At 64.2% G+C, this 23099-nt stretch carries 19 protein-coding genes; 12 read left to right on the top strand and 7 right to left on the bottom strand.

Going from position 1 to position 23099, the window contains the following annotated elements:
* The first annotated feature begins 271 nt into the window (after nt 1–271).
* From glnH to DESUT3_RS13830, 8 genes are all read left to right on the top strand, one after another.
* Nucleotides 272–1015 (top strand): glutamine ABC transporter substrate-binding protein GlnH, encoded by a 744-nt coding sequence (glnH, locus tag DESUT3_RS13865; RefSeq protein WP_221249073.1) that lies wholly within the window; start codon nt 272–274, stop codon nt 1013–1015.
* Between the two features lie 128 nt (nt 1016–1143).
* Nucleotides 1144–1815: an amino acid ABC transporter permease gene (locus tag DESUT3_RS13860; protein WP_221249072.1), complete on the top strand. Its 672-nt coding sequence runs from the start codon at nt 1144–1146 to the stop codon at nt 1813–1815.
* Between the two features lie 49 nt (nt 1816–1864).
* Nucleotides 1865–2593: an amino acid ABC transporter ATP-binding protein gene (locus DESUT3_RS13855; RefSeq protein WP_221249071.1), complete on the top strand. Its 729-nt coding sequence runs from the start codon at nt 1865–1867 to the stop codon at nt 2591–2593.
* Nucleotides 2594–2814: 221 nt separating this feature from the next.
* On the top strand, nt 2815–4239 hold the full coding sequence (locus tag DESUT3_RS13850; RefSeq protein ID WP_221249070.1) for an MATE family efflux transporter: 1425 nt from the start codon (nt 2815–2817) through the stop codon (nt 4237–4239).
* A 53-nt stretch (nt 4240–4292) separates the two neighbouring features.
* Entirely contained in the window at nt 4293–4520 is a 228-nt protein-coding gene (locus DESUT3_RS13845) for a DUF3820 family protein (RefSeq protein ID WP_221249069.1), read from the top strand.
* Between the two features lie 139 nt (nt 4521–4659).
* Complete coding sequence (locus DESUT3_RS13840; protein ID WP_225911514.1) at nt 4660–5265, top strand: superoxide dismutase family protein; 606 nt, start codon at nt 4660–4662, stop codon at nt 5263–5265.
* Nucleotides 5266–5477: 212 nt separating this feature from the next.
* On the top strand, nt 5478–6479 hold the full coding sequence (locus DESUT3_RS13835) for an RT0821/Lpp0805 family surface protein (RefSeq protein WP_221249068.1): 1002 nt from the start codon (nt 5478–5480) through the stop codon (nt 6477–6479).
* A gap of 217 nt (nt 6480–6696) precedes the next feature.
* Nucleotides 6697–7281: a cytochrome P460 family protein gene (locus tag DESUT3_RS13830; protein WP_225911513.1), complete on the top strand. Its 585-nt coding sequence runs from the start codon at nt 6697–6699 to the stop codon at nt 7279–7281.
* A gap of 74 nt (nt 7282–7355) precedes the next feature.
* On the opposite strand, the gene DESUT3_RS13825 is transcribed toward DESUT3_RS13830, so the two are convergent.
* Together DESUT3_RS13825 and DESUT3_RS13820 are read right to left on the bottom strand one after the other, a co-directional pair.
* Nucleotides 7356–8510, bottom strand: a complete 1155-nt coding sequence (locus DESUT3_RS13825; protein WP_221249067.1) for a hypothetical protein — start codon at nt 8508–8510, stop codon at nt 7356–7358.
* Between the two features lie 15 nt (nt 8511–8525).
* Entirely contained in the window at nt 8526–10823 is a 2298-nt protein-coding gene (locus DESUT3_RS13820) for an Ig-like domain-containing protein (protein WP_221249066.1), read from the bottom strand.
* Between the two features lie 480 nt (nt 10824–11303).
* Between DESUT3_RS13820 and DESUT3_RS13815 the strand changes: the two genes are divergently transcribed.
* The 3 genes from DESUT3_RS13815 (at nt 11304) to cydB (ending at nt 14265) form a co-directional block, all read left to right on the top strand.
* A complete protein-coding gene (locus DESUT3_RS13815) occupies nt 11304–11528 on the top strand; it encodes a DUF4492 domain-containing protein (protein ID WP_221249065.1) in 225 nt (74 codons plus the stop codon).
* 86 nt (nt 11529–11614) lie between these two features.
* Nucleotides 11615–13138 (top strand): cytochrome ubiquinol oxidase subunit I, encoded by a 1524-nt coding sequence (locus DESUT3_RS13810; RefSeq protein ID WP_404827049.1) that lies wholly within the window; start codon nt 11615–11617, stop codon nt 13136–13138.
* Nucleotides 13135–14265, top strand: coding sequence for a cytochrome d ubiquinol oxidase subunit II (gene cydB / locus DESUT3_RS13805; RefSeq protein WP_221249063.1), 1131 nt, complete (start codon nt 13135–13137; stop codon nt 14263–14265). Before DESUT3_RS13810 ends, cydB begins: the two co-directional genes overlap by 4 nt.
* A gap of 235 nt (nt 14266–14500) precedes the next feature.
* Here cydB and DESUT3_RS13800 read toward each other — a convergent pair whose 3' ends face one another.
* The 4 genes from DESUT3_RS13800 to DESUT3_RS13785 all read right to left on the bottom strand — a co-directional run bounded on the left by DESUT3_RS13800 (nt 14501) and on the right by DESUT3_RS13785 (nt 20804).
* Nucleotides 14501–15898: a sensor histidine kinase gene (locus DESUT3_RS13800; RefSeq protein ID WP_221249062.1), complete on the bottom strand. Its 1398-nt coding sequence runs from the start codon at nt 15896–15898 to the stop codon at nt 14501–14503.
* Between the two features lie 298 nt (nt 15899–16196).
* On the bottom strand, nt 16197–18056 hold the full coding sequence (locus DESUT3_RS13795; protein ID WP_221249061.1) for a HEAT repeat domain-containing protein: 1860 nt from the start codon (nt 18054–18056) through the stop codon (nt 16197–16199).
* 69 nt (nt 18057–18125) lie between these two features.
* The gene (locus DESUT3_RS13790; RefSeq protein WP_221249060.1) at nt 18126–20123 is read right to left on the bottom strand and encodes a hypothetical protein; all 1998 of its coding nucleotides are present in this window, start codon (nt 20121–20123) and stop codon (nt 18126–18128) included.
* Between the two features lie 411 nt (nt 20124–20534).
* Nucleotides 20535–20804 (bottom strand): hypothetical protein, encoded by a 270-nt coding sequence (locus DESUT3_RS13785; protein WP_221249059.1) that lies wholly within the window; start codon nt 20802–20804, stop codon nt 20535–20537.
* Nucleotides 20805–21001: 197 nt separating this feature from the next.
* Here DESUT3_RS13785 and DESUT3_RS13780 point away from each other — a divergent pair, with 197 nt between their 5' ends.
* Complete coding sequence (locus DESUT3_RS13780) at nt 21002–21295, top strand: hypothetical protein (RefSeq protein ID WP_221249058.1); 294 nt, start codon at nt 21002–21004, stop codon at nt 21293–21295.
* Nucleotides 21296–21354: 59 nt separating this feature from the next.
* On the opposite strand, the gene DESUT3_RS13775 is transcribed toward DESUT3_RS13780, so the two are convergent.
* Nucleotides 21355–23034: a hypothetical protein gene (locus DESUT3_RS13775; RefSeq protein ID WP_221249057.1), complete on the bottom strand. Its 1680-nt coding sequence runs from the start codon at nt 23032–23034 to the stop codon at nt 21355–21357.
* Nucleotides 23035–23099 lie beyond the last annotated feature (65 nt).

Below are 23099 nucleotides of genomic sequence, written 5' to 3'. Positions count from 1 at the left end.
TAACCGCCTGTTGTCCCCAATTGTAGGTCCAGTTCTCAATATTTTTGTGGGGGCAGATGCGGGCCGCCTGCAGGTCCTCCCGCTGGTCCAAGCTGCGAGGGGGGGGCGGCATCCCTGGAATGGCAAGGCCGCACCTGGGAACGCCTCCTGCCGGTTCGGCACCTCCGGGATCTTTTTTTTCTGGAAAATGCTGGTAAGCTTGACCAGTTATGCGCGCTCCCCCGGGGGCCCTTTTTGACGGCAGATTCAATTCAACGGAAACGGAGGCATCATGAAAAACGCGTTCAAGCTTCTCTCAGTACTGCTGTTTCTCCTTAGCTTTGCCGGCGGCGCCCTGGCCGCCAAGCTGACCGTCGCTACCGACACCAATTTCCCCCCTTTTGAATTCAAGGACAGCAGCGGCAAACACACCGGTTTCGATATCGAGCTCTGGGACGCCATCGCCAAGCAGATAGGTGTCGACTACACCCTGCAGCCGATGGATTTCAACGGCATCATCCCCGGCCTGCAGACCGGCCAGCTCGACGTCGGCATCGCCGGCATGACCATCAAGCCCGAGCGCGCCGAGGTGGTTGACTTCTCCGACCCCTATTACGACGCCGGGCTGCTGATCCTGGTCAAATCCGACAACGAGGGCATCCAGAGCGTCGAGGACCTCAAGGGCAAAGTCGTCTCGACCAAACTCGCCACCACCAGCGCCGACTTCGTCAAGGAAAAGGCCCAGGCCAAGGACGTCAAGCTCTTTCCCAACAACGACGCCATGTTCCTCGAGCTGATGACCGGCGGCGCCGACGCGGTGATCTTCGATTCGCCGGTCATCGCCGAATTCATGCGTACCGCCGGCAAGGGCCAGGTCAAGGTCGTCGGCCCCCTCTACATGGGTCAGTCCTACGGCATCGCCTTTCCCAAGGGGAGCGAGTTGGTGCCCAAGGTCAACGCCGCCCTGAAAAAGCTCAAGGACGACGGCACTTACCTGGCGCTCTACCGGAAGTGGTTCAATACCGATCCGAAATAAGTTCCTCGGGGATACCCATTGTCTCCAGTGAAATCCCCCTCTCCCTCAGGGAGAGGGGCGGGGTGAGGGTGGGCCGCGGCGTCCGGCCCCCCCATCCCGGCCTTCTCCCACCTCTTTCGGGGTAATCCATGGCATTCAAATTCGAACCCCAGGTGATGGTGGAAACCTTCCCGTTGCTGCTCAGCGGCGTGAAACTGACCGTCATCATCACCCTCGGCGGGCTGTTCTTCGGGTTTCTGATCGGGGTCCTCGCCGGGCTGATGAAACTTTCGCGGCGCCTGCCGATCCGCAAGCTCGGCGGTCTCTACGTCGAAACGATCCGCGGCACGCCGCTCATCGTCCAGGTCATGTTTCTCTATTTCGGCATCCCCATGGCCAGCGGCCTGCGCATCGCGCCGATCACCGCCGGGATCATCGCCATCGCCGTCAATTCGGGGGCCTATATCGCCGAGATCGTCCGCGGCGCGGTGCAGTCCATCGAGCAAGGCCAGATGGAGGCCGGCCGCTCCATCGGCCTGACCCACGCCCAGACCATGCTCTACATCATCTGGCCCCAGGCGTTCAAACGCATGATCCCCCCGCTCGGCAACCAGTTTATCATCAGCCTCAAGGACACCTCGCTGCTGGTGGTCATCGGCGTCGCCGAACTGACCCGCGTCGGCCAGGAGATCATCGCCGTCAACTTCCGCGCCTTCGAGGTCTGGCTCACCGTCGGCCTGACCTACCTGGTGATGACCCTGACCATCGCCAAGGGGCTGCAGATTCTCGAGGGGCGGCTGATGCGCCGCGCCCGGCGTTAGACGAAGATTTATGCAGCGCATCGACCGCACTGACACGGAAGGGGCCGCCATGATCAAGATTGAAAATTTGCACAAGCGTTTCGGCGACCTCGAGGTCCTCAAGGGGGTCGACCTCGAGGTGCGCGCCGGCGAAGTGGTCTGCATCATCGGCCCCTCGGGTTCGGGCAAATCGACGGTGCTGCGCTGCATCAACCGCCTCGAGGAGATCACCTCGGGGCGCATCGTCGTCGACGGCTACGATCTCTACGACCCGCAGACCGACATCAACCTGGTGCGCACCGAGGCGGGGATGGTTTTTCAGCAGTTCAACCTGTTTCCGCACATGACGGTGCTGCGCAACGTCACCCTCGGCCCCATCAAGGTGCGCGGCATGACCCGAGCCGAAGCCGACAAGCTGGGCAAGGAACTGCTCGCCAAGGTCGGGCTGGCGGAAAAAGCGCAGAATTACCCCGACCAGCTCTCCGGCGGGCAGAAGCAGAGGGTAGCCATCGCCCGCTCGCTGGCCCTCAAGCCCAAGGTCATCCTCTTCGACGAGCCGACCAGCGCCCTCGACCCCGAGCTGGTCGGCGAGGTCCTCGACGTCATGAAGCAACTTGCCAAAGAGGGGATGACCATGGTGGTGGTCACCCACGAGATGGGTTTTGCCAGGGACGTGGCGGACCGGGTGATCTTCATCGATCAGGGCAGGATCCAGGAGCAAAACCCGCCGCAGGCGTTCTTCGGCAATCCGCAAAACCCCCGACTGAAGGATTTTCTGAGCCGGGTATCACATATCTAACCTGGGTAAGGTGACCGATCGATTCGCTCCGCCCTGCGCCAGAATCTGGAGATGGTCGATTTTGCTCGGTTTTTGAACCGAAATCTCGGTGGCGGAGATGGCGTATTGACTTTCCGCGCCATCGGCGTTGAAATAGGGGAACTGCTGGAGCCGCTTCGGGCGCCAGCAGTTTCTTGTTTTTTGCGGGCAGGCCGCGCGTCTGCCCCGGGGTGAAAAGATTCATGGACAAGACGCAAATGCCTCATTCTGTGGTCCCCACGCCGGGCGGCATGCGCGAGATGCTCGCCATTGCCCTGCCGATGGTGGTCTCCCACGGCTGCGAGACGCTGCTGATCTTCACCGACCGGCTGTTTTTGTCGCGGCTTGGGCCGGAGCAGATGAGCGCGGCCATGGCCGGCGGACTGACCAGCTTCATGATGATGACCTTCTTCATCGGCCTGACCGGCTACGCCACCGCCCTGGTGGCCCAGTACCTGGGGGCAGGAGAGCGGCAACGCTGCGCGCTGGTGGTTTCCCAGGCCCTGCTCATCGCCCTGGTCGCCTATCCCTTGATCCTGGCGGGGCGGCCGCTGGCCCACGGCCTGTTCGCCCTGGCGGGGATCGCCCCGGAGCAGTTGGCGCCCCAGCGGCAGTATTTCGACATCCTGCTCTACGGCGCCCTGCCGGTGCTGCTGCGCACCTGCCTGGCGAGCTTCTTCTCCGGAATCGGCCGCACGCGGGTGGTGATGCTCGCCGCCCTGGTCGCCATGCTGGTCAACGTCGGCGCCAATTACCTGCTCATCTTCGGCCGCTTCGGGGTGCCCGCCCTGGGCATCCGCGGGGCGGCCTGGGGGACGCTGCTCGGCAGCCTGTGCGGGCTGGCGGTGCTGGTCGCGGTTTATTTCGGCAGGGACAACCGCCAGGCCTACGGTGTGCTCGACGCCCTGCGCCTGGAGCGGGCGGTGATGAAAAAGCTGTTGCGTTTCGGCTCTCCCGCCGGGGTGGAGATGTTTCTCAACCTGCTGGCCTTCACCGTCATGATCCTCATCTTCCACTCCCACGGGCTGACTACGGCCACCGCGGTCACCGTCGTCTTCAACTGGGACATGGTCTCCTTCGTGCCGCTGATCGGCATCCAGATCGGCGTGGTCAGCCTGGTGGGGCGCTACCTGGGAGCAAGCCATCCCGAGATCGCCGAGCGGGCCGCCATCTCGGGGCTGAAAATGGGCTGGATCTACTCCTCGGTGATTCTGCTGCTGTTCGTCTGCCTGCCCGAGCAACTGGTCGAGATCTTTCGCCCCCAGGGGGCCGACGAGACCTTTTCCCAGGCGGCGCCGCTGGCCGTCGGCATGCTGCGGCTGGCCTCGCTCTACGTGTTGGCCGACGCGGTGATGGTGGTGTTCAGCGGGGCGCTGCGCGCCGCCGGCGACACCTTCTGGGCCATGACGGTCTCGGTCACCATGCACTGGCTGCTGGTGCCGCTGCTGTTCGTCCTGCTCAAGGTATTCCAGCTGCCCCCGCAAAGCGCTTGGCTGGCGCTGATCGGGCTGTTTCTCTGCTTCAGCGGAGTGTTCTACCTGCGCTACCGCAGCGGGCGCTGGAAACATCTGGCCATGATCGGCGACGAGCCCGGCGGGCCGCTGGCTGTTTCGGGCGGGGGCGCCTGAACCGCAGGCTCAAAAACGATCACTTGCCAAGGGAAAGAGGGAAGGGGAGGACCATGGAACCATTCGACCACCAGGCGCTGCTGGAGCTGGCGGCAACCCGCATGCCTTTCGGCAAATACGCCGGGCGGCTGCTTATCGACCTGCCCGAGCCCTACGTCGTCTGGTTCGCCGGCCAGGGCTTTCCCGAGGGGAAGCTGGGGCGGATGCTGCAGACGGTTTACGAGATCAAGGTAAACGGCCTGGAGTTTCTCTTTGAGCCGCTGCGGCCCGGCCCCGGTTGACCGGCCCGGAAACGGTGGCCGGCCGCCGGTTGACTTCCCTCCGAAGGGTTGTATAAGGGGAACCATGGGCCGGGCCCGCCCCGGCAGCTGCCGCGAATTCAGCGAGGCGCCCTGAGCTTCCTCGACAAGGAGAGTTTTCATGATCGGACAACCCAACAGATGGATGATAATCGCCTGTTCGCTTTTCGCCCTGCTGTTCATGGGGGCCTGCGAAAAGAAAGACGCCCCCCAGCAAAGCGCCCAGCAAACCCCGGCGCCTTCTGCCCCGGAGGAAAAGGCCATGGCGGAGTCCGCTCCGGCCCGCGCGGTGGCCGAACTGAAGCCCACCGAGGGCAATGAGGCGAGCGGCACCCTTACCCTGACCGAGCAGGAGGGAGGCGTGCTGGTGGTAGTCGATGCCAAGGGCCTGACCCCTGGCCAGCACGGCTTCCATTTCCACGAGAAGGGGGACTGCAGCGCCCCGGACGCCACCTCCGCGGGCGGTCATTTCAACCCGGAAAGCACCCCCCACGGCGCTCCGGACAACCCGGCAACGGAGCGTCATGCAGGGGATTTGGGCAACCTGGAGGCCGCGGAGGACGGAACTGCGCATTATGAACGGCTGGATCCCCATATTTCGCTCAGCGGGCCGAATTCCGTGGTCGGCAAGGCGGTCATCGTTCATGCCCAGGCCGACGACCTGACCTCCCAGCCCACCGGCAACGCCGGTGCGCGGGTCGCCTGCGGGGTGATCGAGGCGCAATAGGGCCAAACCGCCGCAGCGGGCCGGCAGAGGACTGTTTCTGGTATAATTAGGGCAGACCGAATGCAGTCGATAGCAAGCACGCCTCGCTGGTGGTTGGTGGGCCAGGTTCCGGGGTTTCGAACCGGAAAAGAATTGAGCAGCAAATACTTCCCCGCCACGCAGCTATTCGGGGGAAACCACCGACGGGACGGCTTTTCGAGGGAGAGACGTCGATGAAACGGTGGATCTCGATGCTGTGCGTGCTGATCTGGGCCGTGGCCGCTCTGGCCCCGGGTTGGGGGCAGGAGAGCGGTGAGCCGTTCGATGCCACGGAACAGGCGGCAATGACCGAAACCTTCCAGTACGCCCTGGAATACAACCAGACAAGCCAGGAAAGCACCTGGATCAACCCCGACACGGGCCATTCGGGGGCAATGGTGCCGGTGCAGACCTACCAGAACGGCGATGGCCTGTACTGCCGGGAATTCATCCAGACCATCATCGTCGCCGGCCGCCAGGAACAGGGCTACGGCACCGCCTGCCGGCAGCCCGACGGCACCTGGCAGATCGTCAGCGATGAGGCGCCGACCGCCGCAGCCCAGGTGGTCGCAAATCCTGCCTACATCTACGTCGAACGCGACCCCTACCGGTACGCCTACCCCTGGGTCTACTACGACCCCTTCTACTATCCGTACCCGATCTTCTTCAGCTTCGTGTTTTCCAGCGGCCATCATCACTTCAAGGGGCACCGCTTCCACCATGGCCAGCATTTCCGCAAACACGTTTTCCATGACCATTCCCAGCACCGGCGGGTATTCAATGTCCATGGCGATGGGCATTTCCGGGGATCGGCCAAGATCCATGATCGGCAGCATTTCGATGGGCGGCGGCGCATCGACGACAAGGGGCGTTTCGATGCTCGCAGGGACCGCAGTGGCGAGCGGGACTTTCGTGGGGTGGTGAAAATCCGCAGTCCGCAAAGGGTGTTCGACACCCCCAGGTTCGGCGGCGAGCGCGGTAGTCGCTCCTTCGAGGGGAACCGGTCATTGCGCGGCGAGCGCGGCGACAGGATGTGGCGCGGGGACCGCGGCGGCAAATTCTTCCGCGGCGACCACCGCGGCGGCGGTGGCGACCGGCAGTTCCGGGGGGATTTCCGGGGCAACGGCGGGCGCTTCGAGGGTGGGTCCGGGAAGCGCGGCGGCTCTGGCCATCGCGGAGGTTCCGGGCGCAGATAAGCGGAATCGGTGTTGAACAAGGGCGGGAGAAATCCCGCCTTTTTTCTGCGCGCTCCGAAATCATCCGCTGCGCAGGAAATCGGCACCGAGCGTGGTATCTTTATCCTGCCAGGGAAGAGCCAGGGGAGGTGGCGCCGCCCTTCTGCCGGGCCTCTTCTGGCAGGGTTCGTTATTCACCCGGGACAATGGGGTCCCGGTCAAAACGGGAGGATTGAAGATGCGCAGACTGTGGTGGGGAGGATTTCTGGTTTTGGTGCTGATGGCCTCGGGGGAGAGAGCCGGGGCGGTGGACCTCAAGGAGACCATGAAGGGCATTTTGGATGCCGCCGCCGGCTTCTCGCCCTACGTGGATGCCCAGGGGGCGATTTCCCTTCCCCTCGGGGTCCGGGGGGAGTGGGTACATCTGGGCAGCTGGGTGGTCCCCGATGAAAAAGCCCCCGGCTACGGCTTTCACGACGTGTACACGCAACCCGAATCGGTCGCCGCGTTCCGGAAGAACGGCGTGTTTCCCGATGGCGCGGTGCTGGTCAAGGAGATCCGCACCGTCAAGACCGATGACCTGACCACCGGCAGGGCCAGCTGGGCCGGGGAGCCGGCGGTGTGGTTCGTCATGGTCAAGGACGGGAAAAACCGCTTCGCCGGCAACCCCCTGTGGGGGGAAGGGTGGGGCTGGGCCCTGTTCAAGGCGGAAGATCCCAAGAAAAACGTGGCGACCAGCTTTCAGAAGGATTGCATGGCCTGCCACATCCCCGCCAAGGAGACGGACTGGGTCTACTTGCAGGGCTACCCGAGCCTGCAGTGAGGCAGACATGCCCGAAAAACGAAGAGGCTGCCACGGGCGTGGCAGCCTCTTCGTTTCTAAGGTGAAGGCTGGAGCTATTCAACCAGTTTGATGAACCCTACCGAGCCCTTGCGCCCGACCACCAGGTTGTTGTCGTTGATGGCATAGGCCTGGCTGCTGCTGGTGAACAGGGTGGCCTTGGCCAGGGACGGAGCATTCCAGACCACGGCGTTGTCGACAGCCGCGCTGGTCTCCCAGCCCGCTATGCGTCCGGCGCTGTTGACGCCCCCGGCGCCCCCGGCGGCGGCGAGCTCGGTGCGTTTGTATTCGCCCGTGGCGTCCTTGCTCCAGTAGACCGGGACAAACTCGCCACCGGAGGTCTCCGATTCACCGATCACCAGGCCGGCGCCGTTGATCGCCAGGGCCGAGCTGCCTTCTTCGCCACCGTTGCGCAGATCGAAGGGAGTGTAGGCGCTGCCGGCCCCCGGCTCCCAGACCGCCGCATGGAGGACCCCTTCGCCGTCTTCCACCTCGCCGACGATCACTCCGGCGTCGCTGATCCGCAGGGCGGAGCTGAAGGCCACCGGCAGGCTGCCGTCGGCGGTCAGTTTGACGAAGATGTTGGTCGGCAAAACCTGCGGGGCGGCGATGGCGCCGTCGGCGGCCACCCGCCAGATCACGGCTCGGGTGGTGCCGGTGGTGGCGTCGAAAGCTTCGCCGACAATCCCGCTGCCGTCGGGGCTGATGCCGAAGGCGGCGCTGTTGCCGGCAGCGGACAGGGCGGGCAGCTCCTCAGGGCCGGCGGCGCCGTCTTTCCAGATCACCGCCACCAGTTGGGCCCCCTTGGCCGACTGGCCCACAGCGTCGCCGGAGTTGGCGACGGAGAAGGCGGCGCTGAAGGTGTTGCCGGCCAGCGCTGCCAGGCTGGTCGGGGTGACCGTAGCCGCTCCCTGGGCATCCACCGCCCACAGGGCGGCCTTGAAGGAGGCCCCGGCGGTGGCGGCGGCGAAGCCGACCACCTGGTTGTTGTCATTGATGTCGAGGGCATTGGAGAAATCCACGGTGACCGCGTTGCCCTGGTCATCCGCCACCTGCCCGAGGTCTGCGCCGCTGCCGCCCGGCTGCAGGGCCCCGGGGGGAGGGGTGGTCGGTGCCGCGGTGGTGTTGCTGCTGCCGCCGCCCCCGCCGCAGCCGGCCGCCAGCAGGGCGGCCACGAGTGCCGAAAACGAGTATCTGAAAAGTCTGTTCATGACATTCCTCCTTTATCAGCGCACCTGCAGGGGCTGGGTGACCGAGGGACCGTTGGGGGAGACGACCGTGATGGTGGTCACGTTGGGGTTGGCGGTAGACGTTCCACGGAACGACCAGCGACCGCGGTTGACGATGGCGGTGCCGATCTCATCCCCGTTGGCCGACCCGGCGCGGATGCTCAGGGTGGTGCCGTCGAAGTTGTTGGTGCCCTGGATGTCCCAGCGCAGCCGCCGCAGCTCGAGGCGCGCCTTGCGCACGGTGATGGTCTCCACCGGAACCACGGTGACGGTCACCAGGGCGTTGGCCGAGGTGAGGCCGGTGCTGTCGGTGATCTGATAGGCGAAGGTGTCCACCCCGTCGAAACCCGCGTTGGGGGTGTAGGTCACCGTCCCGTCGGGATTGACCGTGGCGGTGCCGTCCGCCGGACCGAAGGCTTCGCCGGCGGGCAGGACGGTAACCTGAACCGGCGGGTCGAAGGTGTCGTTGTCGAGCACCGCGATGGTTACCGAGCTGGCCTGGCCGAGGTTCAGGGTCTCCTCGTCGGGGCTGGCCACCGGGGCGTCGGGGTTGACAAACACCTCGAAAGTCTGCGGATCGTAGACCTTGCCGGTCACCGTGAACAGCCGGGTGCGGACATCGATGCCGTTGGGCCCGCGGATGCGGAAGAAGTTGTTGCCGCTGGGGCTGCCCGCCACCGCGTGGGGGGTAACCGGGTCGCCGATGTAAAGCACGCTAGGCGAGAGCGGGTCGGCCGGGTCGTAGGGTTTGACCAGGGCCGGGTCGTTGAGCAGCGGATCGGGGTTGAAGGTGTCCCAGGTCAAAAAGCTCGGGCCGATGTCGCCGTAGAGGGCCCCGTTGAAGGCGCCGTCGGGGTCGGCCGGGTCGGTGATCATGACGTCGCGGGTGATGTTGATGGCCCGCCGCCCGGCCGCCACGTTTTCAAATACTTCGGTGCCGTAGGGGTGGGTGACGGTGTAGGTGCCCGCCACCGGGGTGTCGATACGGATCCTGACCCGCGCGAAGCCGATCTGCTGGCCCTCGGCCGGCACGCCCGGGCCGCCGAAGGCCGCCTCGAGGGCGAGCACCAGCAGGCCGTCGAGATTGGCGGGGAGGTTGCCCTCGAGGTCGGTGGTGTCCTCGTTGATGAAGGCCTCTCCCGACCACCAGAACCCTTCCTCGCCGGTGCGCAGGGCGACCGATTCGGGGTCGGCCGGATCGATGGGAGCCGAGATGCACATGGGGTCGGTGGCCGGGCAGATGGTAAGCTGCAGGCCCCCCTCGCGCTGTTGTTCGCCGGTCACCGGGTCGATGACCGGGTCGCCGGTTTCGGGATCGGTCACCAGCACGGCGTCCTGGTACCAGAGGGGATAGCCGACCGGGTAGCCCTCATGGTCGATCCCGGTGATCTCGCCGATGGTGGCGGGGTTGATGGGGGTCTCGCGGTTAACCGGGCCGACGGCGAACAGGTTCGGGGTCGGCGCGTCGGGGAAGATGTGCGCCGTCCGGGCGACGGAGGGGTCGTACACCTTGCCCATGACGGTGAACAGTTCGGTCTGGGCGTTCAGGCCGTTGGGCCCCTGGATGCGGAAGAGGTTGCCGTTGGGACCGCCGGTCACCACGTGGGGTACATTGGGGTCGCCGACGTACTGCTCCAGCACCGTGCCGGTGGGCAGGCCGGTTTCCGGGTCGGTTTCCAGCACCTGCAGCGTGGGGTCCTGGTCGAAATCGGGCCAGGTCAAAAAGGGGCCGATGGAACTCCCCAGGGCCCCGCGAAACGCCAATTCGGGGAACAGGATATTGATGGCGCCGATATCCTCGGTGATGTTGATGCCATCCTCAACGGTGACGTTTTCGAAGACCTGGGTGCCGAAGGGGTGGGTGACGGTGTAGGTCCCCGGGGTCGGCACATCGACCCGGATCCGCACCCGGCCGAAGGTCATCTGCTGGCCGTCTACCGGCTCCTCGGCGGTGAAGGCACCCTCGAGGGCCAGGGTCAGCAGGGCTTTTCCACCGGCAACCAGAGCCGGTGCCTCGGCCTCGGCCATCCACCAGAAGATCTCACTGCCGACCTCCAGGGGGCTTCCGGCCGGCGGGTCGAAGATGCACAGGTCGCCCCGCGTGGCGTTCCCTGCCGGAGCGGGCAGGCAGGGCTCGAGTTGCAGTCCGTTGGTATCCTGAAAAAATGCAGGGAAACCATGAGGTTCGATGGCAATTCCCAGGCCATCGGGCGCCGGTGCCAGTGCCGCCAAAGCGGAGGTTGCCGTGCCGCCAAGCAACAGCAATCCCACCAGTATCGAATACAGTTTTCTCATCCTGACTCTCCTTTACTTCACATCGCCCCTGGGGCGCAGTGGTCCTCCCCCGGAAGGGGGAAGAAGGGGTTGGGCTTTTCCGGGTTCCGGATCGGCGGTGACTCGATCCCGCCGGAGGACTCCAGATAAGAATCTTCTATACACTCCATCAGAAAACTTGTTTTCTTTATTATCCAGTTAATTGAATTTCAAACCATGGGTGATGTCCATTAATCATGGGTAGGGTTTCCCTACTTTACAAAAGGTTTGAAGGGACGCCCCCCATGGGGTTGAATCAGGAATCCCATGGGGGGCGGCAAGTCATGGTTTTTTCATGATTTTTTCTATTTCCGGGAGCATGGGTGACCGATGCCGGCCCCTTAACTAACCACAAAATAGAACCAAAAAAGTCATACATGGCTTGACAAGTCAACTCGTGAGTGTAAAGGTTACCAGAATTGATATGAACCAACGTAGCGCACGGGGGAATGGGGTGGAGAGATGCTGAAGACAATCTGGTTGTTTTATTACCAGGGGTTTCGCTCGATGGTGCTCGGTCGCACCCTGTGGGCGGTGATCGCCATCAAGCTGTTCATTATGTTCGCCGTGTTGAAGACCTTCTTTTTCCCCGATTTTCTCGCCAGCAATTTTTCCACCGACGCCCAACGCTCCGCACACGTTCTGCAGCAGTTGACCCATTCGCCGGACCGCCCGACCGGAAGATGAGCGGCGTGGCCGGTGGGGGCCTGTACAGATCTTGGTGTCCGTACTCACTCTAAGACAGGAGGAACAGCGTGATTGAAAGCATTGATATGGGCCAGGTCAACTGGGCCCGAGCCACCTTCGCCCTGACGGCGATGTACCATTGGGTGTTCGTGCCGCTCACCCTGGGGTTGTCCTTTCTCTGCGCGTTTTTCGAATCGATCTACGTCCGCACCGGGAACCCGGAGTGGAAAAAGCTGACTCGATTCTGGATGACCCTGTTCGGGATCAACTTCGCCATCGGCGTGGCCACCGGGATCATCCTCGAGTTCGAGTTCGGCACCAACTGGTCCAACTACTCCTGGATGGTCGGGGACATATTCGGCGCGCCGCTGGCCATCGAGGGGATTTTTGCCTTCTTCATCGAGGCGACCTTCTTCGCGGTGATGTTTTTCGGCTGGGAGCGGGTGTCGAAGAAGATGCACCTGTTCTCCACCTGGATGGTGGCGGTGGGTTCCAACCTCTCGGCGCTGTGGATCCTGGTGGCCAACGGCTGGATGCAGAACCCCATCGGCATGAAGTTCAATCCCGACACCGCCCGCTTCGAGATGCAGGACCTCTGGGCGGTGATCTCCTCGCCGGTGGCGATCAGCCACTTCTGCCACGCCACCGCCTCGGGCTGTCTGCTCGCCTCGCTGTTCGTGGTGGCTGTCTCCAGCTTCTACCTGCTGAAAAAACGCCATCAGCTCTTCGCCAAGCGCTCCATTGCCGTGGCCTGCGTCTTCGGGCTGCTCAGCTCGCTGTTCGTCGCCTTCACCGGCGACGAGCACGCCTTCATCACCGCCCGCACCCAGCCGATGAAGCTGGCGGCTATGGAGTCGCTGTGGGATGGCAAGAAGCCGACCGGGCTGATCGCGATCGGGATGGTGAACCCGGGCAAACAACCGGGCGACGAGCAGGAGCCCTTCGCCTTCAGCGTCGAGATCCCCGGCATGCTGACCCTGCTGGCCAAGCGCAGTTTCGATGGCTTCGTGCCGGGCATCAACGACCTGGCCCTGGGTAACGAAAAGGAGGGGATCGTCGGCGTGGACCAAAAAATCGAGCGCGGCCGGCTGGCCGTGGCCGGGCTGGGCGACTACAAGGCGGCCCGCAAAAACGGCGACCAAAGCGCCGCGGCCGCCGCGCTCAGCCAGTTCGACGCGCACCGCGACTACCTCGGCTACGGCTACCTGGAGTCGGTGGACCAGGCGGTCCCCCCGGTGGCCCTGACCTTCTATTCCTTCCGGGTGATGGTCGGCCTGGGGATGTTCTTCATCCTGCTGTTCCTGGCGTTTCTCTACCTGTCGGTCAAGGACGGGCTGGAGGACAAGCCGCTTTTGCTCAAACTCGGCGTCAGCTCCATCTTTCTCGGCTACCTGGCCTCCCAGGCCGGCTGGATTGTCACCGAAGTGGGCCGCCAGCCCTGGGCGATCCAGAACCTGCTGCCGGTGACGGTGGCGCGCTCGAACCTCGATACGGGCACGGTGGCGGTCACCTTTTTCCTGTTCCTGCTGCTGTTCAGCGCTCTGCTGATTGCCGAGATCAAGATTATGACCCGGCAGATTTCTTTTGGGCCCGAAGGAGGTAAATCATGATCGGCAATCTCGAATGGTCGACCCTGCAGCAGCTCTGGTGGCTGATCGTCTCGGTGGTCGGCTCCCTGTTCGTGTTCCTGACCTTCGTCCAGGGCGGGCAGACCCTGATCTGGACCCTGGCCGCCGACGAAAGCGAAAAGACCCTGATCGTCAATAGCATCGGCCGCAAGTGGGAGCTGACCTTCACCACCCTGGTGCTGTTCGGCGGCGCTTTCTACGCCTCCTTCCCGCTGTTTTACGCCTCGAGCTTCGGCGGCGCCTACTGGGTATGGATCGCCATCCTGTTCACCTTCGTCATGCAGGCGGTCAGCTACGAGTACCGGCGCAAGCCCGCCAACGTTCTCGGCCAGCGCACCTACGAGATCTTCATGTTCATCAACGGCTCGCTCGGCATCCTGCTGATCGGCGCGGCCATCGGCACCTTTTTCACCGGCTCCAACTTCACCCTGAACGACTACAACCTGGTGCGCTGGACCCACCCGCTGCGCGGCCTGGAGGCGGCCTTCAGCCTGTTCAACCTGAGCCTCGGCCTGTTCCTGGTGTTTCTCGCCCGGGTGCTGGGCGCCTTGTACCTGGCCAACAACCTGGGCCACCAGAGCCTGGTGGAGCGGCTGAAGAAGTCCTCCTTCATCAATTTGCTCTTGGCGCTGCCGTTTCTGCTCTTCGTCCTGGTGCGCCTGGTGATGATGGACGGCTACGCCGTCGACCCCGGCGACGGCTCCGTCAGCCTGGTGGCGGGCAAGTACCTGCAGAACCTGTTCGAGATGCCCCTGGTGTTGGGGCTTTTACTGATCGGGCTGGTGCTGGTGGTCTCCGGGGTGGCGCTCAATCGCTTCTCCGCATCGGTACGGGGGATCTGGCCGGCCGGGGTGGGGACGGTGCTGACCTGCCTGGCGCTCTTTTCCCTGGCTGGGTTCAACGATACCTCCTTCTACCCCTCGAAGGCCGACCTGGGCAGCAGCCTGACCATCTACAACGCCTCGAGCAGCCACTACACCCTGACCATGATGAGCTACGTGGCCATCGCCGTCCCCTTCGTGCTGGCCTACATCGCCTGGGTCTGGCGGCAGATGGACAGCCAAAAGCTGACCGCCGAGGAAGTGGCGGCGGATTCCAAGAGTTACTGAAAGGAGAACGGATATGTTGCTGACCGGATGGCTGATACTGCTGGCGGTGTCCTACTTCGCCGCGGTGAAACTGCTGGAAAAGACCGAGCTGCTGTAAGTTGCCCGGAAAAAAATCGCGGGGGGCCTCGATCCCGGTGCCGGATCGGGGCCCCCCGCTGTTTTTCCGTGGAGACAGGCTTCCTCTGCCGCCGCGAGCGCGGCCTGGAAAATCCCCGGAGCCCTCGCCCGCTGCGGCTCAACAGGGCCAGGCCGCCTGGCGAAGCACCCCTCCCTGGTCATTTGGGGTGTGCCGGAAGCTGCCCCCCGACAACCGGGCTCGCTCCTTGATCAAGGCCAGGCCGACATCGGCCGGCGAACCCTGCCCGGCAGGTTCCCCGGCGGCGCCGGAGGGCTTGCCGTCGTCCTCGATACCCAACATCACCTGCCCGTTCCGAAATACCAGGCTCAACCACACCCGGGTCGCCCGCTGTTCCTTGGCCAGGGCGCCCAGGGTTTCCTGGATGATCCGGTAGATGACCACCTTCAGTCCTGCGGGGATCTGTTTCTCCTCGATATCGAACCTGCTGGCGATCTTCAGGTCCGGGTGGCCGGCCTGGAACTCCCGGCACCACCAATCCAGGGTCGCAAGCAGGCCGAAATCGTCGAGACTGGCCGGCCGCAGGGCCATGGCGAAATCGGAGATCTCCTGGATGGCCCCCTGGATTGACGGAACCAGGGCGAGCAGGGGTTTCATCCCGAGCGCTGGATCGTCCTTGTGGGACCCCTGGCAGGCCAGTTCAACCTGGGTCTTCACCGCGCTCAGGGTTTGCGAGATCCCCTCGTGCAGATCCCTGGCGATCCGTTTCTTCTCCTCCTCCTGGGCGGTGAGCATCTGGGCCGAAAGAATCTCCAGGGTCATGGTCCGTTCGCGAATCAGGGCCTGCTGGCCCTCGATGATCCAGTTGGCCCGCCGCACGATGGCGACCAGCAGGCTGTAGAGCAGGATCAGGACCAGCCCGACACCCGCGCCGACCAGCATCGAGGCTCGCTCGGTGCGCTGGACCAGGGTGTCGACCCCGGTATAGATTTCGAACACCCCGAGCACCTGCGAAGCCTGGTCATCCCAAACCGGAACATAGCTCTGGATCAGGTTGTCTTCCTCGCTCTCGTTGTCGAGGTAATTGAAGCTGTCCCGGTAGATCAGCTTGCTGACTTCCTGCCCGCTCATGGCCGAGAGGAACCCGGCGTTGTCCTTCTGGTCGTGCCCGATCTGGGACGGGAGGGTTGAAAAAACCACCAGTCCCTGGTCGTTGTAGAGTTTGATCCGGGCCAGCCTGCTGTTTTTCATCAGGGCCTGCAGGGCATGGCGCAGGGGGTCGTCGGTTTCCAGGGCGCCGGCCTGCGCGGCGGTCATCCCCTGTACCGAGTCCAGATACCCCGTCAATTGTGGCCGGACCGAATTCAACGAGGCCTGGGCCAGGGGCAGGTTGCCCCTTTCGCTCACCTCGACGATGGTATCGATGGTGACCTTGCGGAAGATGAAGACCAGCAGCAGGGCCGCTGCCAGGATGCAGAGCAGGCTGGCGATGGAAAAATAGCGCACCATCCGGAAACGATGCCCCTCCTCGATGAATCCGAGGTCCCTCTCTCTCATTGCGGAAATCTCCTCGGGCAGGATGCTCCGGGACCTGACGGGCGCAGGGGTGCGTGGCGGCAAACCTCTGCGGCCAAACGCGGTCTTCTGGCCGGAATCGCATGGCCGCCGGGGAAACCCGGGCGGCGTTACCCCCAAGTATAACCTCTCAGGGCTTGCCGTGCCCGCCGGATGCCGGGGCCTGGCTACCTAATTGTGCAGGAGGGGGCGGGGGGGTAGGTTGGGGGGGAAGGGATAGGGCCAGCCAGCGCAGGGAAGGCGACAGGGGGCTGTCGAGGGAGCGGGGCGCCGGCTTTGCTCAGGGCCCCGGTTGCGATTTATAGAGGACCCTGCCCAGGTATTTGCGGATGCGCCTGGAGGGATCCTCCCGCAGCATCCGCTCCAGGGTATTGCGACCGCTGGCCGAGGAATCCAGGTTTCCTCCCAGGTACTTGGCCATCTGCAGCCGGGTCGGCTCGTCGGTTTCCGCGCCGGCCAGGCCTGCGATCAGCTCCAGGGCCGCCGGGTCGGCGTTTCCGGCATTGATCATCCCTTCCACCAGCGCCGCCCTCACCCTGGGGACCTGCTCCGTTTCTATTCGCCCGGCCAGATCCGGAGCCGAATCCGCGCCGGCCAGCGTGCCGAAGGCGATGGCCGCAGCGGCGCGGACCCTGGGCGAGGGGTTGTCCAGGTCCGCCTGGACCCTGCCGGCGAGGCTTTCATCCCCGGTATTCTCCATGGCCTTCAACACGGTGGCGCGGGCCATGGGCCCCGGGGCGCCGCTTGCGGCCTCGACAAGCCGCGCGGTGATGGCCGAATGCATCGGGCCGTCTCCCGATGACCTGGCTGTCGAACCCAACACCCCTATAGCCAGAATCGCGGTGTTGGAAAGATCCTCGCGCTCGGCGGAACCGCGGTCCTCATAGGCAAGCCACAGGTCGTCCACCGTTTCCGCCGTGGGGTTGGCCACGCCCCCCAGGGCGATCACTGCCCGAAGCCGGTTCAGGTGATGGCCCTGGGGATCTGCCATGACCGAGAGCAGCGCCGCCTGTGCCGTCGGGTGTCCGGCCAGCTCCAGGGCATGCAGCAGATCCGCGGCGCTGCGGTCCACGAGGTGGTGCTCCTGGAGATAGCCGACCACCAGGTGGGCCGCATCAGGAAACTCAAGAAGATAGTCGCGGATCTTGTACAGGGTTTCGATTCTCCCCGCGCCGCCGCGAACCAGCTCCGCGAGCATGGCCCGGAATGCTGTAGGGTAGGGTTGGGGGAGGTCCCCTACGGGGGTTTTTTCCTGAACGGGCGGCAGATCAGGGGTTGTCGAAACTGCGAGGGGGGCAGCTCCCGGGGGGAGTCGGTCAATCTCCGAAAAGGATCCCTGGTAACCTTCGAGGTGCCGCAGGTGTCCGGTGATTTCGGCCTTGAGCAAAGCGTCGCCGCCCGACTGAACGGAGAGAAGTTCCCTGAATTCGGCTGTGTCGAGCCAGCTTTTCGAGTCATTCACCAGAAAGGTGAAGCTGGAGCTGTCCACCTGGACCAGCCCGTCGGCGATGGCGGTGGGGCCCTCCTGTGCAAAGGACAGGTAGCCGAGTTTCTGCTTGACGATGCTGCCATCGTCCATCCTGCGGTAAAGGGACCGGTAAGTCCCCGCTCCGTGGCGTTCCTCGGTCTCCCAGCTCGGCGCAGCGGCAGCGGGTTCCACGAATTGAAAGGACAGGATCATTTCCTGGAGCAGGCGCTCCAGCTTGGGGTCCAGCCCCGGAGTAAAACGCCAATCCAGGGGAGTCCCCGTCGGCGAGAGTTCCAGCATGAACGCCCTGCTCAGCTGCCGGTTGATTTCCTCCCGGTCGACACCGTTCACCGACAGGGTAGCCTGGGCCAGCTGGAAACCGACCTCAACCCGTTCGGCCGTCACCTCGAATACCTGCAGATGAAGCACCCCCGAGAGCCTCTGCTGCAGGCGGCCTCCGGACCGGGGGGCGCCGGCCGCAAGGTCGTTGGCCGATTGGATTTCCAGTTCGTAGCTCTGCCGGTCTCCCGCGTGCCAGCTCAGGGCACGCGGGAGCGGCTTGGCGGCGCCTCCGCGCTGCGCTTCATCGCTGTCATGCGGGGCCAGCAACCATATCCCGCAGGCCAGGGCCAAGCCGGCGGCCAGGACGCCGCCTGTTTTGAGAAGTCGCATCAAATCATGCTTGCCCGCCGGCGCCGCCCCCTTCCCGGGGCGGGGGGAGCGGCGCCGACAGGCAAGTCCTTACAACTGGTTGAGGGAGACCGAGGTCGACTGCTGCTTGGAGAGCAGGACGTCGTTTCGGCTGTAGCTTTGCCAATTGACCAGGGTTTGGGACTTGTAGGCGGTCCGCACGCCGCAGGGGTAGGGGACCCCCCAGGACTTGCACCACCTCACCCCGTCGGGATAGGAGACGAAGAGACTCACCTTCCCCTGGGGGCCCTGGAGCTGGTTGCTAATCTGTTCAGCCAGGGTTCCGTTCAGGGTGGCCCCGCCGTCAGCCAGGGTCATGCTGGCCGAGGCGTCGCCCTTGAAGGTGTCCTTGATCAGCGACATGTCGGCAGTGACGCCGCCGCTGGCGATGAGCAGGTCGATGCCGGCGGTCACATTGCTGCCGACATCGACGTAGGGGCCCGCATTGGTCACAAAGTCGTCGGCGATCTCGGCCTCGATCCCGAACCCCAGCGAACCGCTGGCCGAGGCGGTGAGGGCCATGGGGACGATCCCCAGCCAGAACCGGGTCGTATAGCCTTTGGACTTGGTGACGTTCCAGTCGTTGTCCCAGCTGAAGCCGGCATCGCCCGAGCGGCTGTACAGGGTGTTGCCGGCGAACCGCACGTCGAGATCAAACCCGGAGTCCTGGACCCGGTGGGGGACTGCCTGCCCCATCACGTTGATGTAGGCAAAGTCGAAGGTGTGACCGAAAACCTTCAGCGGCACGCTGCCCTGGACATGCCCCAGGGCGCCGCCGTTGTCCAGGCGGGCCAACGCGCTGAACTCGACCCCCGCGGAGAAATAGTCGCTGGCCAGGGTTTTCCCGTAGTCATCCGAGTACTGGAGCAGGCCATTGTTGGGATCGACGGCCAGCGGCGTTGCGTAGGCCGCCTGGGCCCCGGCGGCGCCCAGGGCCAAAAGCCCGGGCTCGTAGGGCTCGTAGGGATTATAGGGATCATAAGGATCGTAAGGATTGTAGGGATATTCCTCCGGGGGCACCAGACGCAGCTGGCGGACCAGGAGATTGTCGTTGCCGAGCGCGCCTCCGGCGTCCTCGAATTCGGCGATCAGATCCGCGCCGTCCAGGGCGATTTCCAGGTCGAAGGTATCCTCGCCCATCTGGTACACATAATCCCAGATGTTCTGCCAGGTCTGCTGGCTGATTCGCGCCCCGAGGTGAACGATATTCACCTCGTTCGGTTCCAACTGGTCCAGCACCAGGGTCTGGGTCAGTTCCAGGTTCGCGGAATCCCAGATTTCCAGGGGCTCGCAGCCAAACCAGGTATTGACGCACAGGGTCAGGGGGACCTCGGTGACCGGCAGAACCCCCACCGAGCGGATTTTTACCGTGGCTCCGATCTGCAGGTCCGGCATGTCCTCGATCTGGTGCACCAGGCCGTTGTCCTCGTAGTCGTCGGCCTCGAACAGAATGACGTCGCTGTCAAAGCTGACATCCTCGATCATCAGGTTCGGCGTTTCGGCATGGTCGCGGCTGATGTGGACGGTAGCGCTGATGTCGGCCAGAGCCGTGGCTTCGGGGTCGGGGAAGTTGTCGTTCTCGTCGAGCTCCTCGTGCAGCCCGCTCGGGTCAGCCAGGGTGATCAGGTAATAATCCCCGGCGGGAACCTCCCCGGGGACCGCGACCGTCACCGTGTAGGCGTGGGAGCCCGCGGCGGCCGTTGCAAGCAGCATTTCCCCGGCGAAGTACTGTTTTATCTCGGCGGCGTCCCCGTCGAAGTCCTCCTTGTCCAGAAGGTAAAACGCCAGGGGGATCTGTTCGGCATCCTGTTCAGCCGTGACCTCCACCTCCAGGGTCATGGGGTGGCCGGCCTGCGGCGCAGCGGTCTGGACCCGCACATCCTCGGTCTGGAAATTGTTCCCGGTCGAAAGCGGGGTGACCGAACTGCCCAGATCGACCGAGCCCGAATCGCAGCCGGCACCGAGAAACGCGACGGCGGCCAGCAGGGCAACCAGGGGAAAACATCGACGACGGGGGGCCCTGCCCAACATCCAGCATACTCGCTTCATTGATCCCTCCTCTAAGCGCGTGTTCAGACTACAAATGAAGATGATCCCCACCCTGTCCCGGGCAATGGAACGGGCGATGGACTTCCAGCAGGACCCGGCCTGACCGATGCCCTGGCCAGCGGGATAGTCCCGGAGATAACCGGGCAAGTTGTGCGCCAATAATGAAGAGAATCTCTTGCCGTGAGGGCGGAAGTACCTAAGTTGCCGGAAAAAGAATGTTCTTTCTCGGACTATTTTTGGGGGGCAGGAAATTAAAAGGTGAAAAACGGTCCTTTTTGGGTTTATTTCACGTCAAATGGCAGGGATTTACCCAGGGGGGGGCGTGGTATGGCCGGGAGGTGATCAGGTTTTATGGATGGTCGGGCGGCGGGGGAGGGTCAGCTGTATTTCCCCCTGTCCCCCCAGCCCGGCCTACATTGCGAGATGGGCAAAAGCGTTGCGGATCTTGACGTTGGACCCGGACGACCCGGAACCCCCCTCGGCGAAATCCTCGATCTCGTCGCCGGAGAAGACAACCTTGACGGAATGATTTGCGGTCGTGACCTTCAGCCACCAGTCCTCGGTGCCCGATTGGGCCCATTCGATCCGCTCCGGTTTCAGGCCGTGCTGGGATGCGTAACGCAGGGCCACCTCCTGCAGCATTTCCATCCCTTTGCCGTGCAGATTTTCGGTCTCGGTCATCGGCGCATCCTCCTTGAATAGATTACGAAGAACAGATGTCGATAATGCCCGGTTTTGCGGATTTTGTCTGTAAAATTTTCTAACCATGCCCGCGACGCGCATCTGAAAGTTTTTGACCCAGGTCAGAGAAACGCCGGGGCAGAAGCGCTAACCTTGCTCTGTCCAAACAACAACCCATCGCAAAAGGAGAATTTACTATGTCGGGATGCAACTGCGGCGGCGCCCACGGCCACGGGGGCGGCGGGCCCTATGCCGAGGGGCGGGAACTGGTGGAGTTCGTGGCACAGGCCCATGGCGGCGCGCTGCGCCGGCGGGAGATCCCCGGCGGCGGCCTGGCGGCGACCTGCCAGGGATGCCAGGCCCCCTTCGTCCTGAAAACCTTTGTCGGCAGCTGCCCGTCCTGCGGCGGCGTCCACGCGGTCTCCCCGCCGCGCGCCTCTGACCCCGCCAACATCCAGTATGCGGGGGACGGCTTCAGCCTGGCCGGCTGAGGGGCAGTTCCCGGAGGGGGTTGGTGGCTGCTCACCAGGCACCAACCCCCGCAACGTTCCTAAAAGCGCGACGCGCTCAGCTGCACGTCGGCCCGCTCCCAGGCCTTGTTGAAGCGCTTTTCGACCTCCGCGGCCTGTTCGGTCTTCCCCTGGGCCCGCAGCGCCTGCACTAGCCCGAACAGCGACCAGCCGTTTTCCCGGTTGCGTTGCAGATCTTCCCAGTAAACCGTTTCGGCCTCCCGGGCGATGCCCGCTTCCAGCAGCACCGCTCCCAGCGCCTGGCGCACCGGGTAGTGCCAGTCCGGCGGCTCGATATAGGCCAGGCCGTCCTCCAGGCGCACGCCGCGCTCCAGGTGCGAGATGGCGCGGGGGTAGTCCTGGCGTTTCGCGGCCAGGTCGCCGGCGAGCACCTCCACGGCGATGGCCAGCACGTCCGCGGCGTTGTTGGGCGAGAACAGAATCAGCTCGGCCAGCGCCGGCTCAGCGGCAATTTTCTTCAGGTACGCCAGTTCGATCTCCGCCTCGCCCAGCTTCCCCAGGGCCGCAAAGGCCAGCCCCCGCGCGTAGTGGCGGATCCCGGCGAGGAAGGGCTTGTCCTCGTCCGGGGCGGGCTGCTGCAGCACCTCCTCCCAGTGTCCGAAGCGGGTCAGGGCGTAGTCGGGAATCACCAGGAAGGTCTGCAGCAGGGGCATCTCGCTGGCGGCCTGGGCGGGAATCTGCTCAACCACCTTGCCCGCGGCCTCCAGCGCTACCTTGCTGCGCCCCTCCATGGTCGAGGAGGACCACAGAAAGTGGATGTTGTGCGGGTAGTAGCCGAGGGGATAGATCCCCTGGGCCCGGCACTGGCTGAGGTAGCTCTCGTCGGCGGCGATGGCCCGGTCGTTGGCGGCCGATGCATCGGCGTAGCGGCCCACCCGCAGGTAGATGTGCGCCGGCATATGCACCAGGTGTCCGGCGTCGGGGACCAGAAAGCGCAGCCGGTCGGCCGCCGCCTCGGCCCTGGGCGGGTCGGCCGGTTCGAGCAGGTGGATGTAGAAATGGTTGGCGCCCGGGTGCTCGGGGTTGCGCTCCATCACCGATTCGAGGACCGCGATCGCCTCGGGCGTCCCCGGATAGGGGCGGCCGTCGCGGGTCCAGTAGTTCCAGGGGCGCAGGTCCATCAGCGCCTCGGCGTAGAGGGTGGCGGCATCCAGGTCGTGGGGGTAGCTCTGCGAGAGCTTCTTCATCGCCTCGGCATAGGCCCGGTCGCGCTCGGCCCGCTCCTCGGCCTTGCCTGAATAGCGGGTGGCCAGGGCCTCGATGTAGCCCTGTTCGCGCTCGGAGGCCTTGGCTTTCAAGGCCTGGGCCTTCTCGATCAGCTCCAGGGCTTTGGGTTCGTCGGCGGCATCCATCGGCATGTTGATGTTGGGCCCCAGCACCAGCGCCTGGCCCCAGTAAGCCATGGCCATTTCCGGGTCGAGGCGCGCCGCCTCGCGGAAGGAACGGCCGGCCTCGGCGTGGTTGAAGCCGTAGGCCAGGTTGATCCCCTGGTTGAAGAACTGCTGGGCTCTCTGCGAGCCGGTGGTGACCTCGAAGGTGTGCTTGCCCATCCCCGACAGCAGCGGAGCGATCTGCTCCGTAGCCGAAGGCACGTCGGCCCGGCTGGGCGCGAGCATGGCCGCCAGGCCGGCGTGGGCGCCCAAGACCAGGGCCAGCAGAACGACTATCAGACAGCGAATGTTTTTTATCGGATCACTCATGGTCAGACCTCCCACCGAATCAATCTTTGTTAAGTCGCATTTAATAAAATTCTAGCCTTCGACTC

Origin of the sequence: Desulfuromonas versatilis, from assembly GCF_019704135.1 — a bacterium.
GTDB classification, from domain to species: Bacteria; Desulfobacterota; Desulfuromonadia; order Desulfuromonadales; family NIT-T3; genus Desulfuromonas_A; species Desulfuromonas_A versatilis.
The sequence above is the reverse complement of the archived record's forward strand: the minus strand, read 5'-3'. Positions and strand labels throughout refer to the sequence as shown.

Excerpts from the sequence above, each read along its gene's own strand:
- glnH (WP_221249073.1), top strand. The coding sequence starts at position 272 with ATGAAAAACGCGTTCAAGCTTCTCTCAGTACTGCTGTTTCTCCTTAGC.
- DESUT3_RS13860 (WP_221249072.1), top strand. The coding sequence starts at position 1,144 with ATGGCATTCAAATTCGAACCCCAGGTGATGGTGGAAACCTTCCCGTTG.
- DESUT3_RS13855 (WP_221249071.1), top strand. The coding sequence starts at position 1,865 with ATGATCAAGATTGAAAATTTGCACAAGCGTTTCGGCGACCTCGAGGTC.
- DESUT3_RS13850 (WP_221249070.1), top strand. The coding sequence starts at position 2,815 with ATGGACAAGACGCAAATGCCTCATTCTGTGGTCCCCACGCCGGGCGGC.
- DESUT3_RS13845 (WP_221249069.1), top strand. The coding sequence starts at position 4,293 with ATGGAACCATTCGACCACCAGGCGCTGCTGGAGCTGGCGGCAACCCGC.
- DESUT3_RS13840 (WP_225911514.1), top strand. The coding sequence starts at position 4,660 with ATGATCGGACAACCCAACAGATGGATGATAATCGCCTGTTCGCTTTTC.
- DESUT3_RS13835 (WP_221249068.1), top strand. The coding sequence starts at position 5,478 with ATGAAACGGTGGATCTCGATGCTGTGCGTGCTGATCTGGGCCGTGGCC.
- DESUT3_RS13830 (WP_225911513.1), top strand. The coding sequence starts at position 6,697 with ATGCGCAGACTGTGGTGGGGAGGATTTCTGGTTTTGGTGCTGATGGCC.
- DESUT3_RS13825 (WP_221249067.1), bottom strand. The coding sequence starts at position 8,510 with ATGAACAGACTTTTCAGATACTCGTTTTCGGCACTCGTGGCCGCCCTG.
- DESUT3_RS13820 (WP_221249066.1), bottom strand. The coding sequence starts at position 10,823 with ATGAGAAAACTGTATTCGATACTGGTGGGATTGCTGTTGCTTGGCGGC.
- DESUT3_RS13815 (WP_221249065.1), top strand. The coding sequence starts at position 11,304 with ATGCTGAAGACAATCTGGTTGTTTTATTACCAGGGGTTTCGCTCGATG.
- DESUT3_RS13810 (WP_404827049.1), top strand. The coding sequence starts at position 11,615 with ATGGGCCAGGTCAACTGGGCCCGAGCCACCTTCGCCCTGACGGCGATG.
- cydB (WP_221249063.1), top strand. The coding sequence starts at position 13,135 with ATGATCGGCAATCTCGAATGGTCGACCCTGCAGCAGCTCTGGTGGCTG.
- DESUT3_RS13800 (WP_221249062.1), bottom strand. The coding sequence starts at position 15,898 with ATGAGAGAGAGGGACCTCGGATTCATCGAGGAGGGGCATCGTTTCCGG.
- DESUT3_RS13795 (WP_221249061.1), bottom strand. The coding sequence starts at position 18,056 with ATGCGACTTCTCAAAACAGGCGGCGTCCTGGCCGCCGGCTTGGCCCTG.
- DESUT3_RS13790 (WP_221249060.1), bottom strand. The coding sequence starts at position 20,123 with ATGAAGCGAGTATGCTGGATGTTGGGCAGGGCCCCCCGTCGTCGATGT.
- DESUT3_RS13785 (WP_221249059.1), bottom strand. The coding sequence starts at position 20,804 with ATGACCGAGACCGAAAATCTGCACGGCAAAGGGATGGAAATGCTGCAG.
- DESUT3_RS13780 (WP_221249058.1), top strand. The coding sequence starts at position 21,002 with ATGTCGGGATGCAACTGCGGCGGCGCCCACGGCCACGGGGGCGGCGGG.
- DESUT3_RS13775 (WP_221249057.1), bottom strand. The coding sequence starts at position 23,034 with ATGAGTGATCCGATAAAAAACATTCGCTGTCTGATAGTCGTTCTGCTG.